The 15568-nt window shown below is 51.8% G+C and carries 14 protein-coding genes and 1 pseudogene; 3 read left to right on the top strand and 12 right to left on the bottom strand.

Annotation, left to right across the window (positions count from 1 at the left end; all coding sequences use genetic code 11):
• The first annotated feature begins 4 nt into the window (after positions 1 to 4).
• Positions 5 to 2236, top strand: coding sequence for a di-heme-cytochrome C peroxidase (locus tag IE055_RS02075; RefSeq protein ID WP_189398342.1), 2232 nt, complete (start codon positions 5 to 7; stop codon positions 2234 to 2236).
• A complete protein-coding gene (locus IE055_RS02070) occupies positions 2233 to 3480 on the top strand; it encodes a catalase family protein (RefSeq protein WP_189398341.1) in 1248 nt (415 codons plus the stop codon). Before IE055_RS02075 ends, IE055_RS02070 begins: the two co-directional genes overlap by 4 nt.
• Before the next feature lie 8 nt (positions 3481 to 3488).
• Here IE055_RS02070 and IE055_RS02065 read toward each other — a convergent pair whose 3' ends face one another.
• The 4 genes and pseudogenes from IE055_RS02065 to IE055_RS02045 all read right to left on the bottom strand — a co-directional run bounded on the left by IE055_RS02065 (position 3489) and on the right by IE055_RS02045 (position 5361).
• Positions 3489 to 3815 (bottom strand): DUF1330 domain-containing protein, encoded by a 327-nt coding sequence (locus IE055_RS02065; protein ID WP_189398340.1) that lies wholly within the window; start codon positions 3813 to 3815, stop codon positions 3489 to 3491.
• A 109-nt stretch (positions 3816 to 3924) separates the two neighbouring features.
• Positions 3925 to 4302: pseudogene (locus IE055_RS02055) on the bottom strand (VOC family protein).
• Positions 4303 to 4362: 60 nt separating this feature from the next.
• Positions 4363 to 4572, bottom strand: a complete 210-nt coding sequence (locus IE055_RS02050) for an RNA-binding S4 domain-containing protein (protein ID WP_189398337.1) — start codon at positions 4570 to 4572, stop codon at positions 4363 to 4365.
• A gap of 27 nt (positions 4573 to 4599) precedes the next feature.
• On the bottom strand, positions 4600 to 5361 hold the full coding sequence (locus tag IE055_RS02045) for an NYN domain-containing protein (RefSeq protein ID WP_189398911.1): 762 nt from the start codon (positions 5359 to 5361) through the stop codon (positions 4600 to 4602).
• Positions 5362 to 5480: 119 nt separating this feature from the next.
• Between IE055_RS02045 and IE055_RS02040 the strand changes: the two genes are divergently transcribed.
• On the top strand, positions 5481 to 7760 hold the full coding sequence (locus IE055_RS02040) for a TIGR03032 family protein (protein WP_189398336.1): 2280 nt from the start codon (positions 5481 to 5483) through the stop codon (positions 7758 to 7760).
• A gap of 80 nt (positions 7761 to 7840) precedes the next feature.
• On the opposite strand, the gene fadA is transcribed toward IE055_RS02040, so the two are convergent.
• The 8 genes from fadA to IE055_RS02000 form a co-directional block, all read right to left on the bottom strand.
• Positions 7841 to 9031 carry an acetyl-CoA C-acyltransferase FadA gene (gene fadA, locus IE055_RS02035; protein WP_189398335.1) on the bottom strand — a complete coding sequence of 397 codons (1191 nt, stop codon included), beginning with the start codon at positions 9029 to 9031 and terminating at the stop codon, positions 7841 to 7843.
• Between the two features lie 27 nt (positions 9032 to 9058).
• A complete protein-coding gene (fadB, locus tag IE055_RS02030) occupies positions 9059 to 11212 on the bottom strand; it encodes a fatty acid oxidation complex subunit alpha FadB (RefSeq protein WP_189398334.1) in 2154 nt (717 codons plus the stop codon).
• Positions 11213 to 11482: 270 nt separating this feature from the next.
• Entirely contained in the window at positions 11483 to 11974 is a 492-nt protein-coding gene (locus IE055_RS02025) for an RDD family protein (RefSeq protein ID WP_189398333.1), read from the bottom strand.
• Positions 11975 to 12037: 63 nt separating this feature from the next.
• Positions 12038 to 12490 carry a methylated-DNA--[protein]-cysteine S-methyltransferase gene (locus IE055_RS02020; protein WP_229794075.1) on the bottom strand — a complete coding sequence of 151 codons (453 nt, stop codon included), beginning with the start codon at positions 12488 to 12490 and terminating at the stop codon, positions 12038 to 12040.
• Between the two features lie 28 nt (positions 12491 to 12518).
• Positions 12519 to 13922 carry a DNA-3-methyladenine glycosylase 2 family protein gene (locus IE055_RS02015; RefSeq protein ID WP_189398332.1) on the bottom strand — a complete coding sequence of 468 codons (1404 nt, stop codon included), beginning with the start codon at positions 13920 to 13922 and terminating at the stop codon, positions 12519 to 12521.
• 66 nt (positions 13923 to 13988) lie between these two features.
• Complete coding sequence (locus IE055_RS02010; protein WP_189398331.1) at positions 13989 to 14735, bottom strand: class II aldolase/adducin family protein; 747 nt, start codon at positions 14733 to 14735, stop codon at positions 13989 to 13991.
• Positions 14736 to 14835: 100 nt separating this feature from the next.
• The gene (locus tag IE055_RS02005; RefSeq protein ID WP_189398330.1) at positions 14836 to 15138 is read right to left on the bottom strand and encodes a hypothetical protein; all 303 of its coding nucleotides are present in this window, start codon (positions 15136 to 15138) and stop codon (positions 14836 to 14838) included.
• 58 nt (positions 15139 to 15196) lie between these two features.
• Positions 15197 to 15505: a DUF2834 domain-containing protein gene (locus IE055_RS02000; protein ID WP_229794074.1), complete on the bottom strand. Its 309-nt coding sequence runs from the start codon at positions 15503 to 15505 to the stop codon at positions 15197 to 15199.
• Between the last annotated feature and the right edge of the window lie 63 nt (positions 15506 to 15568).

The following is a 15568-nucleotide window of genomic DNA, read 5'->3' as shown; positions in this document are numbered from 1 at the left end:
GATCATGACCGCAAACAATAAGTCTCTACGACGATCCAGGTTGCGTTCATGGCGATTCTGGCTTGGTGGTCTGTTAACCCTGTTTTTAGTGCTGTGTCTCGGATTGTATATTGCATTGTGGCGCATCTCGAACTATCCGGACATTCCGGCATATACACCCATCACCCAGTATCAGTTCCTCAATCCAAGTGCGGAACTGCGCTGTGACAATCCAACTCCGCAAAACCCCGACCCCAATGACCCAAATAATGATCTGATGATCCCAGCGTATCAGGGCTGGTGCGACGCGCAACGACAACACTATTACCGATTACCACAAGGCACCAACTTTTTTGGATTGCAGTACGACTGGATCACCGCACTAGAGAAGCCGGTCGGTAAAAAACCGTTAATAACGCGTAAATATATGCAACAGCTGGGCTATATCTACGACCCTTCTTCCAAAATAAACCCCAATAACCCAGGCGACCTCCCGATCGGTCTGACCTGGCACTATGACCGAAACAGCGGCGACAAGATACTGGACGTCAGCTGTGCCGCGTGCCATTCGTCACAACTGACCTATCAAGGCACTGCCTTGGTGATCGATGGCGGTGCTGGCGGTCACGCGCTGCCATCACTCGATCCGACTCAGTTTATGACCAACAGCGTGCTGTCGCTGACCGTCACCTACTTCAACCCGTTTAAATTCAATCGTTTTGCACGCAAGGTGCTCGCCGAGATACCAGAAGCAGATTATACCGCTGAGAAAGCCAAATTACGGAAGGCAACCTGGAACACCATTAAACAAGCGTTGGTCTATGGGCGACATAACTACTTTCTCTATCCGACCCCGGAAGGCTACGGCCGAACCGACGGCTTAGGTAGAATCGCCAACACGGTCTTCGGCGACTATATTTCGGATAAAAACTATCGCACCGCCAACGCGCCAGTCAACTATCCTCACGTTTGGGACATCTGGGCGTTCGATTGGGTACAGTGGATGGGTTCAGTTCGTCAGGCAATGGCACGCAATGTAAATGAAGCCATGGGCACACGTGCGCCGGCCAATTTTGTGCATGCCGATGGCTTGTATGACAACTCGGTGATGATGTCCGAAATGCACTGCATCGAAACCACTTTACAACACCTTGAACCACCGCGCTGGCCAGAAGATGTGTTCGGTCCCATCAACCATGGTCTGGCCGGCGAAGGGCAAAAAATATTTGGCGAAGTCTGTGCCAAATGCCATGGCCCGTTTAACCGCGAAGCCGTCGACGGCAAGATTGATTACCAACAGACCGCGGCCAACCACCAATGCCAAACATGTCATGGTCCGCTAATGACGACGGCGGATGGTGATCTGCTTGATTTGATCAACCGTAGGACGCATCCCCCGGTACAACTTGGCGAAGGAAGCTGGCTAGGTAAGGCGAAACCCAGCTATGAATTGCAATCTGCACGTGGTGGCTATTGGGAGATGATACACATTCCATTGGATTACATCGGCACTGACCCTACCTCCGCAGAGAACATGATCAATAACACCTACGACCTGACACCAGTGGTCTCTGCAATCGCCCAGGCACGCGCCAATGGCGCCAATCTGCGCTTACCGGACCCAGACAAGATTCCGGACCCTAGTCAAACCGCCTTCGGGCCTGGTTTACAGTTTCTAGGCGGCGAAATCCGCTATAAACAGTATCGAGACTGGCAACTGATGGACGCCTCGGGTTATATCGCCGAACCCGAAACAGCTAAGCTAGTAGCAGATTTAGACGGATTTGGTGAGCACGATAACCCGGTTGCTTGGCGCGCCTATCGACCGCGACCGCTGGAAGGCGTCTGGGCCACGGCGCCGTTTCTACATAATGGCTCGGTGCCGAGCATCTATCAGCTGCTGCTGCCAGCAGACCAGCGAGACAGTCAGTTTTATCTAGGTCGCAAAGAGTTCAACCCGCAGACACTGGGACTGGATGTGCGTCCATTCAAAGGCGCCTTTAAATATGACACGCAGTTGGTTGGTAACAGCAACTTCGGACACGAATTCAATGATGGCTTGTGCGGTGACGGTGTTATCGGCTATGAGTTAAAGGACCGGCCAGGATACTGCCGCCAGTTCACCGAACACGAACGCCAAGCCCTGATCGAATACCTGAAAATTCACTCCGACGGCGAGCGGCCTGATCCGTCTTCGACCCCGCATTGTGCCAACGTAAGCTGGCCGCAATCCAATTTCAATGAGGTCCCGGAATGAAATTATTGACGCGACTCAAACCTTGGCTGATAGGCCTGTCGGCGATGGGCCGCAGAGCTGTAAAATGGCTTTTTTATGTGGCTGGAGTTTACGCATTGATGTTCCTTGGTGTATTCGCATGGCAAATGGCGGCTGGCGCGTTACGAGACCCCGACGCCGATTTGGTTGACAATAGCCCATCCGCAAAAGCCCAGCGTCAAACGAATAATGCTGCCATTATTGAGTCTGTTCGCCAGATGGTGGATCGCTACCGAACCCCGGAGTATCAACGGGACGCGCATTCAAAACCGCACGGTTGCGTGCGAGCCCGATTCGAAGTCTTCGAATCGCAAGCCACCTACAACCACGGATTGTTCAACCAACCCGGTCACTATGAAGCCTGGATCCGGTTCAGCAATGGCACAGTACCCGCGCTCCCTGACACCGAGTCTGACGCGCGCGGAATGGCCATCAAAGTAATGGGTGTGGAGGGCGAGCAGCTTCTGCCGCCCATGTTGGCTGGTAGTACGCAAGATTTTTTGATGATCAATTCACCAACGTTTTTTATTCGTTCGATCGAAGACTACCGTGAGCTTGAACGCCTGAGCGCACAAGGTCGGCCGTTCACTTACTTCTTTGGTGAATACTACTTGAATCCTTTCGACTGGCGGCTGCGTGAGTTGTATCTTGGTTTGAGTACCCGTCAGCCAGCCCCGAATACGCCTTTATCCACTCAGTATTACAGTATGTCGGCCTACAAACTGGGCCCACATGAGATCAAGTACAGCGCCAAAGCCTGCGAAGACTACACCGTTCCAATGGTAAATCGCGACGACCCTAATCTGCTCCGCAACAGTATGGCGTATCTGCTGCGGGAACGAGACACCTGTTTCCAGTTCATGGTACAGTTGCGCGACCCAGATGCGCGCATGCCAATCCAAGACACCACGGTGCGCTGGTCTGAAGCCACGTCTCCCTTTGTACCGATTGCACGAATCCATATCCCGAAACAAACTTTTGACACACCACAACAAAATGCTATGTGTGAAGCCATGTCCTTTAATCCATGGCATGGTATTAAACAGCATGAGCCATTAGGCCACATCAACCAACTGCGCCGTGACCTGTATCTTCACACCGCCGCGTATCGCCAAGTACGCAACGGCGTCAACATAGGTGAGCCGAACAGCTGGTGTGAGAGTCTGGCAGAATATTGCGATGCCGAATCAGCGCCAAATGAGCCGACCGGTGCACCAAACGAGTAGCTGGGGTTTTAACGGAACGGTACCGCCGGGCGCATACAGCGAATTAACAGTGACTTGTCTACGGACTCTTCACGTAAATACGCAATCTTGTGGTACTCCGGTGAATTGGCGAATTGTTTGAATGCCTCCCAATCTGGGTACTCCACGAAGTAAACCAAGTCGGCATCGAACTCGCCAATGACTGCGCGATCTGGCACAAAGCTTTTGAGCTTTCGGCCACCAACCTGCTTAATTAACGGGGCTACTTTGCGCATGTACTGACGATAGCGATCCGCGCCGCCCTGTGGTTTAAACCAGAGCGCATTTAACATATAAACCGTTTTTTGTTTCGTCATTTCCTGCGTTTATCGAGCGAAGCCCACATCCGTCGTTGGCAAGGGATACTTTTTGAAGTTAGCACAAAACACTGAATTATACAGTGTGACAAGGTTTGGCAAGTGTGGTTCAAGCTAGATTCAATTGCCAGGACACACCAAATTTGTCGGCAACCCATGCGAATTGTTGACTAAACCCGTAATCGCCCAAAGGCATCATAACCTAGCCACCGCCAGCAAAGTGTTGAAACAGATTTGATTGATGCGCACGATCTTCGCAATCCACCAACAACGAGCGCGCCGGCGTTAACTCGAACCCGTGCTCACCGGATACGTCAGCGGCCATCAACGACTTTGCGTTCAGACCGACACGCGCAATTCTCACTTTCCCAGCCTGCGCTTGGTCATCAAGATAGCACTGTATCTCGTCGGTTTGACTGTCGGTGAACGTCGCTCGATAAAATTGGATAGCCTGGTGCGCACGACCATACTGCTCGCCAACAAACATAAGAAACGATGTCGCCATTCAATCCTCCGGGTATAGTGCTATGTCGAACTCAATACCGTGTCAGAGTGACAGCGTTAGTTGATGCCCGCCAAATTCGATTTGATCACCACTCACAAGTTTTCGACGCTTACGCATTTCCAGCTCGCCATTGACCTGGACCATACCTTGCTCGATCACCAGCTTGGCTTCACCGCCGCTGGCCACCAACCCTTCAAACTTAAGGACTTTGTACAGCTCAACCGGCTGCTTGTTTAAAATTACAGTTCGCATTTCCACCACCAGATCAAGACATCGACATTATGACTTAGCTGCCGATGCGCGTCGACTGCGGGTTTTCTTAGTGCGTATATATACCGCCTTAGAGCGTCCATTCCCAATCGGTCGTTCTTCAATTTCAAACAGGTCAACGGCCTTAACCAGCTCACCGAGTTTGGCGTACCCATAGTTGCGCGGATCAAAGTTGGAAGCCTGATTATTGATGTGGCTACCTACCGGACCCAGCTGCGCCCAACCGCTCTCGTCAGACGCAGCCTCAACGGCTTTACGTAATGATGAAACCAGCTTAGTATCCTGTTTCAGCTCTTTGGTTGACATGCGGTTGCTCGAATCATCATCATCCGGCAGTGTGCGCAATACCTCGGTGTAGATAAACTTGTCACAGGCAGCAACAAACGGCGCCGGGGTTTTTTTCTCCCCAAAACCAAACACCGACAAGCCAGATTCGCGAATACGTGAGGCCAACTTGGTGAAATCACTGTCACTCGACACGATACAAAATCCCTCCAAAGCGTCGCTGTACAACAGATCCATCGCATCGATGATCATCGCGCTGTCGGTCGCGTTTTTACCTTTGGTATACGCAAATTGCTGCATTGGTTGGATGGAATGCTCCAGCAACACCTCTTTCCAGCCTTTAAGCCCCGGCGATGTCCAATCGCCATAAATTCGTTTAACACTTGCGATGCCGTAGTTCGCAATCTCAGAGAGCAATGCATCAACAATGCTCGGTTGCGCGTTGTCGGCATCAATAAGAACAGCAAGTTTTTTATTATTTTCCATACGCGCATTAGACAACAGGCGTGGTGAACACGCAATGCAGTCCTTCCATATTCCGGTATTGACTATCGTCAGTCGGTCGCCTTGGTTACAATCAGACAAACACACTACCTTTTGATCTCATGACAGACGCGCTCCACAGCCAACACACCAATACATTTCCGGAACTGTTACAGAAAGCGGGTTGCAGCGTGGTGGTGTCAACATACCAAGCTGGCAAACTTATTTTGCTGCGACCCGACGCGGCGTCGCTGAACACACACTTTGTATCGCTCCCCAAACCTATGGGCGTGGCTTACACACAGGGGCGACTCAGCGTCGGCTCCGGCGCGCAGGTGATTGATTATTTCAACATGAATAATGTTGGACCCAAGATACCACCAGCGAATACGCATGACAGTGCCTTTTTACCCCGCCGAACCCATACCACTGGCGACATCGACATCCATGAAATGGGGTTTGATGCGGACGGTGAGCTGTGGCTAGTGAATACCAAAATGTCGTGCCTTTGCACCTTAGACCTCCATCACAGCGTTGTGCCCCGCTGGCGTCCACCGTTTATCTCCGGCTACGATTTAACGGATCGATGCCACTTAAATGGTCTGGCGATGCGCGACGGCCAGCCACGTTATGTCACCGCACTAGGCACCTCCGATGACCCCGCTGGCTGGCGGCATGACAAAGCGTTCGGTGGCATGCTGATGGACATGCAGCGTGAGGAATTTATTTGTCGGGGATTATCGATGCCCCACTCTCCGCGTTGGTATCGAGATCAACTCTGGGTACTGGAATCCGGTGCCGGACAACTCATCACGATCAACCCGGACAATGGCACGAAGACCGTCATCGCCGAGGTGCCCGGGTTTTGTCGCGGCATCGATTTCATTGACCGCTATGCCTTAATCGGCCTTTCTCAAGTACGCGAAACGGCTGTATTTGCGGGTCTGCCATTGACCCAGCGCGAACAGGATCGCAAATGTGGCGTGTGGATCGTGGATATCGAGACCGGGCAGACGGTGGGCTTTTTGGTGTTCTCGGATGGCGTCCAGGAAATCTTCTCGGTTCAGGTTTTACCTTGGCGATACCCTGCTCTGCTCGACGCTACCGACCCGTTAGTGAGTTCGTCATTCTCGATACCCGATTCAGCGCTGGCAGAGTTCGTCGCCCCGGATCCTCGACTCCTGCGATTTGAAACGGCGCTTAGCCATCATCGACGTCACGAATTTACCCAAGCGATCACCGCTTACCAGGCGATTTTGCAAGACGAGCCAGAGGACGTCACTACGCGCTATCACCTCGGCGTGGCACTTTCAGACACAGAGCAGTGGGATGAAGCCATTCGCCACTTAGACCAAGTGACCGCACGCCAAGCAAACCACGCAGAAGCGCACAATAGTTTGGGGCACGCTTGGGCCGGAAAATTAAACTTCGAGCAAGCCCTGACACACTATGACGCCGCCATCCAAGCTGATCAAAGTTATGCCACCGCGCATTTTAATCGTGGCTGCGTGAAACTCCTACAAGGTGATTTCCGCAACGGCTGGAAGGACTACGAATGGCGCTGGAAAATGCCGAGTTTTAAGGCGTTCAACTGCCCACAACCGCAATGGCAAGGCGAAGACATTTGCGATCTCACCTTATTGGTCCACACCGAGCAAGGCAACGGCGACGCTTTGCAGTTCGCGCGTTTTTTGCCGCTGGCGCGTCAGCGCTGCAAAAAGCTAATTGTGGTGTGCACAGAGCCGCTGCGGTTGATGTTTTCAGCCATGTCTTGCGTCGATGAAGTCCGATTACCAGGGAATTTACCGCAAGACTTGTTTGACGTGTTCTGTCCAATCATGTCTCTTCCGGGCGCACTGGGCGTAGAGCTGGACAATCTTCCAACCGATTTACCCTATCTGCGTGTACCCGATCAGGTCGTCGTACCATCGCTGCCGGCCAGTCAACGCGCCAAAATCGGTCTAGTCTGGGCTGGTAGTCCCACTCAGCAAATCAATCACCATCGCTCATGCCCGCTGGAATCGATGCTGGCTTTAACGCGAAAAACGAATTTCAACTTTTACAGCTTACAATTGCCTGTGTCAGCAAACGACCGTGAGCAATTGGCCGCGGCAAACGTAACCAATCTAGAAATCGACCTGGTGAGTTATGCGCACACCGGCAAACTTGCCCTACAACTCGATATGGTCGTCAGCGTCTGTACATCCGTCCTACATCTTGCGGCGGGACTGGGTGTGCCCTGCGTGGCGTTATTGTCACCCTATGCTGACTGGCGTTGGATGGACGATAATGATCACAGCACATGGTACCCCAATACTAAAGTACTACGACAATCGAGCAGCGGAGATTGGGATGAATTGATGACACGCTGTGCGCAATATCTGGGTACCCAGTTCGACTGAGTCAGCTGCAATATCCCTTAAAACAATAAAGCCCCAGTCATGTGGATGACTAGGGCTTTGTGGTTCGTGCGCGGATGTGACTAGTTCAAACGCTCGACAACCGTGGTGATACCTTGTCCGAGACCAATACACATGGTGGATACACCCAGCGTCAAGTCGCGCTGTTCCATCACAGTCAATAATGATCCGGAGATACGCGTACCGGAACAACCAAATGGGTGACCCAATGCGATCGCGCCCCCATGGACGTTTACTTTTTCCTCCATCTCATCCAGCAGATCAAGGTCTTTCAAGACCGGCAAAGATTGCGCAGCGAACGCCTCGTTGAGTTCCACATAATCAATGTCATCCATTGTCAGACCCAACTGATCCAGGGCCTTTTCAGTTGAGGGAACTGGCCCATAACCCATAATGGATGGATCCACACCAGCCAGCGTCATTGCGGTGATGCGTGCTTTTGGCGCAATGCCCAGCGCATCAGCGCGTTCTGCAGACATAATGATCATGCCAGAAGCACCATCCGTAATTTGCGATGACGAACCGGCCGTCACAGTCCCACTTTTGGGGTTGAACACCGGGCGTAATGCCGCAAGGCCTTCTACCGTCGTGTCTTCACGAATTGTTTCATCCTGCGACACCATGAAAGGACGACCGATCGCGTCATGGCCCATAACTGGAATAATTTCTTTGTCGAACTTACCTTCAGCACGCGCCTTAGCTGCCAAATGATGAGAACGCGCAGAAAACTTATCCATATCTTCACGTTTAATACCGTGCATCATCGCGAGAAGTTCAGCAGTCATCCCCATGCTACCCGCCGCTTTCGCTGCGTACAGACCCAGTTCCGGGTTTGGATCAGCACCCTTGTTCATATCCAGGTGGCCCATATGCTCGACACCACCAACGATGTAGATGTCACCGAGACCAGCCATGATGTTGGCTGCCGCCGTGTGCATAGCTGACATCGAGGAGCCGCACAAACGGTTCACAGTTTGCGCTGGCACTGTGTGCGGTAAGCCAGCCATCAATCCGACGAAACGCGCCAGGTTGAAACCTTGCTCATCACGCTGCATCACGCAGCCCCAAATCAAATCATCAATTTCTTCTGGATCGATGGCTTCGTTACGAGCCAATAACCCTTTAATTACTTCCGCACTCAACTCGTCGGCACGCGTGTTACGGAAACAGCCGCCTTTTGAACGTCCCATCGCGGTGCGCGCAAAATCCACAATAACAGCATCTCTTGGCTGCGGTTTTGTATTAGTACTCATAATGGTTCTACCTAAAATTTGTTCCGGTTATAGCGTGTAGTATTTGCCGCCGTTAGCAGCCATCTCGCGTTGTGCATCGGTGGCTTCGTAAAGCTTGCCAAGATGCTTGTACTGGTCGCACATGGCTACGAATTTCTCAATACCCATGTCGTCGATCCAGCGGAAAAGGCCGCCGCGGAAAGGTGGGAAGCCAACGCCGTATACCAGCGCCATGTCGGCTTCTGGTGCCGAGCCAACGATGTCTTCCTCCAGGCATCGCGCTAACTCGGTTGCCATTGGAATCATCATGCGGGCAATAATTTCGTCTTTGTCGAATTCTTTTGAATCCGCCACCACGGGCTTGAGCAACTCATAGACTTGCGGATCCACCACTTTCTTCGGCTTACCACGCTTGTCATTCTCGTAAAGGTAGAAACCCTTACCGTTCTTCTGACCGTAACGATCGTTTTCGAACATCACATCACCGGCAGTTTTGAATTCCTTGGTCATGCGATCGGGGAAACCTTCCGCCATCACCTGTTCTGCATGATTACCGGTATCGATACCAACCACATCCATCAGGTAGGCTGGCCCCATTGGCCACCCAAAACGCTCCATGACTTTATCGACTTGTTGGAAATCAGCACCGTCTCGCAATAAACCCATAAAACCAGCGAAGTATGGGAACAAGACGCGATTAACCAGAAAACCTGGGCAGTCGTTTACTACGATGGCTTTCTTACCCATCGCGTTGGCGTATGCCACGGTGCGTGCAATCGCCGTATCGGATGTTTTCTCGCCGCGAATCACTTCCACCAACGGCATGGCGTGCACGGGGTTGAAAAAGTGCATACCGCAGAAGTTTTCTGGGCGCTCCAACGCTTCCGCCAAATAGCTAATTGAAATCGTCGAGGTGTTCGACGCAATCACCGTGTCGTCTGACACTTGCTTTTCAACGTCCGCCAACACAGCGTGTTTGACTTTCGGGTTTTCGACCACGGCTTCAACCACGACATCCACATCTTCAAAACCGTCGTAAGTCAGCATTGGGTCGATTGAGGCCAAAATTGAACCCATTTTCTCAACCGTCATGCGGCCACGGTTCACTTGTTTCGCCAGCAGCTTATTGGCTTCGGACAAGCCCAGGTCTAAACCAGCCTGGTTGATGTCTTTCATTTTGATTGGCGTGCCTTTGTATGCAGACTGATAGGCGATACCACCACCCATAATGCCGGCACCGAGAACCGCAGCACGTTCGACTTTTTTGTCTGCCTGTTTTTCCCAGCCTTTGGCTTTCTTACCAATTAGCTGATCACTCAGGAACAAGCCGACCAAGGCTTCGGCGACGCTGGTGCTGGCTACCTTCTCAAAGCCGGCACGCTCAATTGCGATCGCGTCATCACGGTACTTACGCGCAGCTTGCTGCATGCATTCGATCGCCACAACCGGGGCAGGATAATTTGGCCCAGCCATGCCGGCAACGAAGGCCTTTGATGTCTCGAATACCATCATGGCTTCTGTCTCGTTCAACTTCAACGGTTCAGTCTTCTGGTCGCGACGCGATTCGTAATCCAGTTTGCCATCTATGGCGTCTTGCAGAACGGCCAATGCCGCATCACGCAGGTGCTCTGGCTCAACCACGCCATCGACCACACCGGCTTTCAATGCCACGTCTGGGCGCTGCTCTTTCCCTGAGCAAATCCAATCAATCGCTGTGTCCGCGCCAGCAACACGTGGCAAACGCACTGTGCCGCCCCAGCCTGGAATAATGCCGAGCTTGGTTTCTGGCAAACCAATTTTGGCGACTGTGCTCATAATGCGAAAATCACATGCCAGCGCCAATTCCAAACCGCCACCCATGGCATAACCATTGATCGCGATACAGGTTGGGAAATCCAGGTCTTCCAACAAGTTGAAATTGTCGTGGTTTTTCGCCAAATGCGAGCCGACTTTACCTTCTCCCTTGCCAAACAGCGGCACAAACTCAGTGATATCAGCGCCGACCAAGAAAACGCCTTTGCTACTGGTCAACAACAGACCTTTCACATCGTCAGCGTCATCAAGAATACCGAGCGCTTCTTCGAGCTCGAGTACTGTTTGAGTATTAAATTTGTTGACTGATTCGCCCTGCAAATCAAAATTTAGTTCAGCGATGCCGCCATCGAGCATCGTGACCGTTATTGCGCTACCTTTAAACATCAAGTTGGCCTCTGGTTGGTATTTTTCTGTAATGGGGAGGATAGTCCCAAAATTCGCCCCGTATTATGCGACATATTGTCTCATTAAAGCTACCGTATCGGGTATTCATGTCTTGAATAGGTAGGCTTCATTCTCCCTATGTTTTTAAGGGTTAGACATTGTAAACCACCCTGATCATATAGGCATGAAACACGTTGTTGAGCAGCTGTAAAGCAAAAAAGGACAGCCACCTTCATGACTGCCCTTACTAATAAAACCGCGATATGTTTAAGCTCAGTCGTAAATCACGATGCTGCCGGCAAGATGATCATGCCAACCCTTCTTCTTGCGGTCGAATGCCACCCAGAAAAACCCTAAGAATAACACCAGCATACTCAGGTAATACCCCAGATAACGAACCAAAGCTACCGGCCAACTGAGATGCTGTAAGGTCTTTTCGTTCACAATGCGTAATCCAAGCAGACGCTTACCTGGAGTGCCACCGAATACCACCCAAAGTGTAATCGACAAGACGGCTGGCAGTACGTAGCTGATGATGACATCCCAAAAGCCATTGGACATATTGCCTTGTGCCAACAAGTCCCCGCCGTAAATCATAAACAACAACGGAAACACGATGATCATCATGGCAATCGTATCGATAATGGACGCCGCCACGCGAATCCAGAATCCAGCGTACCGCAGGTTGACACCTGCACCGCCGTCAGGTTGAAGGTCGGCCTTAGGCGTGATGGCATAGGGGTTTGAATCATTAGGTACAGTCATAGTCATTCCATGTTGATGATAGTCACAACAGTATAAGTGAACCACTCGACAGAGAGAAGCGCATCACTGCGCCTGCTCATGCTTGAGTAACCACGCTTTGCGGTCCACACCGGACGCGTAACCCGTTAGACTACCGTCAGCACCAATCACACGGTGACACGGCACAATAATTGCCACTGGGTTCTTACCATTAGCCAACCCAACTGCGCGTACCGCCTTCGGGTTCCCAATCTGCTCGGCGATGTCGCGATACGCGCAAGTGCGCCCATACTCTATCGTGGCCAGTGCGCGCCAAACCTGCTTTTGGAATGCGGTGCCAGCCACATCCAGAGGCACGCTAAAGTCACGAACGTCGCCGTCAAAATAGGCCCGAAGTTGTCTTTTTGCTCGGTCGGTTATGGTGTTCGGTCGCCCGTCCGGTACGCGTTCAGTGAACACCACTGAACTCAAGCCCTGTGCCGTTGCAGCGAGCAAAATTTGTCCAAGCGGTGTTTCAAGCGTGTCATGAAAATGCATTATTTGGTTCTCAGTTGGGTTAGATCAGTCAGTTGGTGAGGTGGTGCCATAATTGAAAGGTCAGGTAACTGCGCCAGGGCCGCGCGGCATCCAAATCAACACTCGAGTCAATAGATGCCAGCGCATTACGCAAACCCGCATCGCCCGCCAACCAAATATCGGGATTACGACAGGCACGCAGTTTGACATAGTTAATGGTCCACGGACCGATGCCCTTGATTGACTGCCAGGCATCAACGTCATCCGGATTGTCGGCATCGATGCAATACCGGGCCAGCGCATGCAATGTCGTTTTACGCGAACCGGGCATCCTCAAAAAAGCCAAATCGCTCTTGAGCACGGACTCCGGCGTGGGGAAGTAAAACTGACCAGAAAATCCATCAAACTCAGCCGGTGCACCCAAGTTATGCACCAGTGTAGTAACCAACTTATGCGCTGCTGACACGCACACTTGCTGCCCCAGTACCGCTCGAACACCAGCTTCGAAAACGCTCCAAATTCCAGGAATCCGCAAACCCGGTTGATAGCTCAGCGCATCGCTGAGTTGTGTTATCAAGTGTTGGTCGATGACACTAATCGGCGCATCGGCGTCCAGCATTGCTCGTACCTGCTGCACCACTTTATTCAATTGACGAGTGTCGTTGACGTGAATATCCACATCGAAACAATGCTTTTCAATCTGCGGACGCACCTTGAAATAACCTCGAGCTTCTCCGAGCTCAAAGCTCCGCCCATACTCCGATGCACTCACGACCTCCAATCCGTCAATCGCCCGCAAGCTCAGAAAATGCTGCAGAGCGGACCAATCATAAGGCGGTCGGTAATGCACCTTCAAGGTCACCGCAGCATGGCGCGGTGAATTTGGCTGACGAATTTTACTTGGCGGCAGGCCCAATTCTGCTTGCATGGCTTCATTGAAACGGCGCACGCTGTGAAAACCCGCCGCAAAGGCAATGTCGATGATGGGTAACGATGTTTCATGCAGCAGCTTTTTAGCAAAAAGGCATTGCTGATAGATCGCGTAACGTTTCGGTGACGTGCCCAATTTTTCGTTGAACAGTTGACGCAGGTAACGGTCGGACACGCCAAGTCGAGCAGCCAGATCGGCGACAGAACCGTCTTGCAGTGCACCGTCGTTGATTAAACCCAAAGCGCGATGAAAACTGGTATCGGTACCCAACCAGGCGAACGAATGCGGAGCACTGTCTGGTCTACAGCGCAGGCATGGACGAAATCCAGCTTCGGCCGCGGAGATGGCCGTCGCGTAGTAGTGAACATTGCGCTCCAGCGGTGGTGTCGCTGGGCAGATTGGTCGACAGTAAATTCCAGTAGTTTTTACTGCAATAAAAAATTCGCCGTCAAAGCGCGCATCACGCGCTCGGCGTGCAATGGCATAACGTGCCTGGGTAGCGGTGTCTTGGATTTGGCTCATGATCTCATTCTAGACCATGAACCAAACATTACTGGCGGTTTTCGGAACTAAACACTGTCACGCCGATTACAGGTCGCGATACGAATCGTCTTCACGGTCAACCAGTCGCTGCAACGCAGCAAACTCCAAGCCACCATCTGGCTCACCACCACTGGCTTGCATCTGCATTTTTAGTAACTGACCGGTCATCTCGCCAATCGATTCAGCCACTGGCACGATGCGACGTCCAGTCTGATCGACTGAGACCTGGATCTCACAAGAGCGCTGTAATAGAGTCATATTCAAGAACATTTCTTGAATCGTGCGACCACAGGTCAACAAGCCGTGGCTACGTAAAATCAAGAAGTTCTTATCCCCCAGACTGGCGATCAATTCTTCTTTTTCGCCATCCATCACGGTAATGCCATGAAAATCATGATACGCCACGCGTTTGTGCAACAGCACTGAGTAAAAATTGTCGATGCGCAAACCGTCTTGCTGGCAAGCAACCGTCATCCCTGCGGTGGAATGAATATGACCAATACAGTGTGCATCGTCACGGGCACCGTGAATCGCGCTGTGAATCAACATACCGGCTGGATTCACCGCGTAGTCCGTGTCTTCCACCACATTGCCATTAATATCCACTTTCACCAGATTCGATGCCGTGACCTCCTTGTAGTGTAGGCCATAGGGATTGATCAAAAAATGTCCCTCTTCGCCCGGTACCTTGACGGTGATGTGGTTATAGATCAACTCACTCCAGCCCATGTAATCAAATATTCGATAACACGCGGCGAGTTGGGTTCGGATGTCTTTCTCAGCTTGGTGCATGTCGTGTGTCTCCTCTCATTATTATAGAACTCAAGTATACTTAGAATTCGAACACAAACTAGTTACGCCTTAGTGCTGAAAAAACCACTCACAGTGACCATCAGCAAAACACTGGCCGACGGCCCATCAAGACCACATCAACCCAGAACACGCGTTGAAGCGCGTGACGCATCTCATCACCGCCGCTCAGAGCGAGCACGACAAACGAAGCCGTACAGAGCAGTGCAACCAGCAAGCCTGGAACGCGCAGGCCGGGTGTCAATGCGCAATAGAACATCACCGCTGCCAACACAGCAAACAATGTCGCACGCTGCTGTAGCAACAACAATATCGCCGAATCATCCGCTTGCACCGCATAGAGCTTGCGTCGCTGGCTCGCACCGAGCGCACCCAATACCCGCAAAGCGTGTACCAGGACGACAACAACAAGACGACTACCGCAAACTCGTTACTCCGCGACATCAAAATGCGCGCTCCTGACCACCATGAATCAACAAGTAAAATAATGGACCAAACGAACCCAGCGTGGCCGTTAGAATGAGGAATGGCCAAACCGTAACACCTTTGCGCTTGGCATCCGGAATCAGCCAAACCAATATCAAAACGCATGCAACCACCAGATCAGCGATAACCTGCCAACCAGCTGCGGACTGAAACTGATACCGCCAAATACCCGCATAACCGGCCTGCATCAGCGCATACAGACTCAGTGCAGAGAACGGGATGAGTAATAGCACTGCCAGTGCTCGACGCGACAACATACCAGACATAGTAAAACCCTCATTAACGTTGAAAGGTCATCAGCATGCCGCGACGGCAGAATGGTGACAATT

This window comes from Arenicella chitinivorans (genome assembly GCF_014651515.1).
Classification (GTDB): domain Bacteria; phylum Pseudomonadota; class Gammaproteobacteria; order Arenicellales; family Arenicellaceae; genus Arenicella; species Arenicella chitinivorans.
This window is presented reverse-complemented; position numbering and strand designations above follow the sequence as displayed.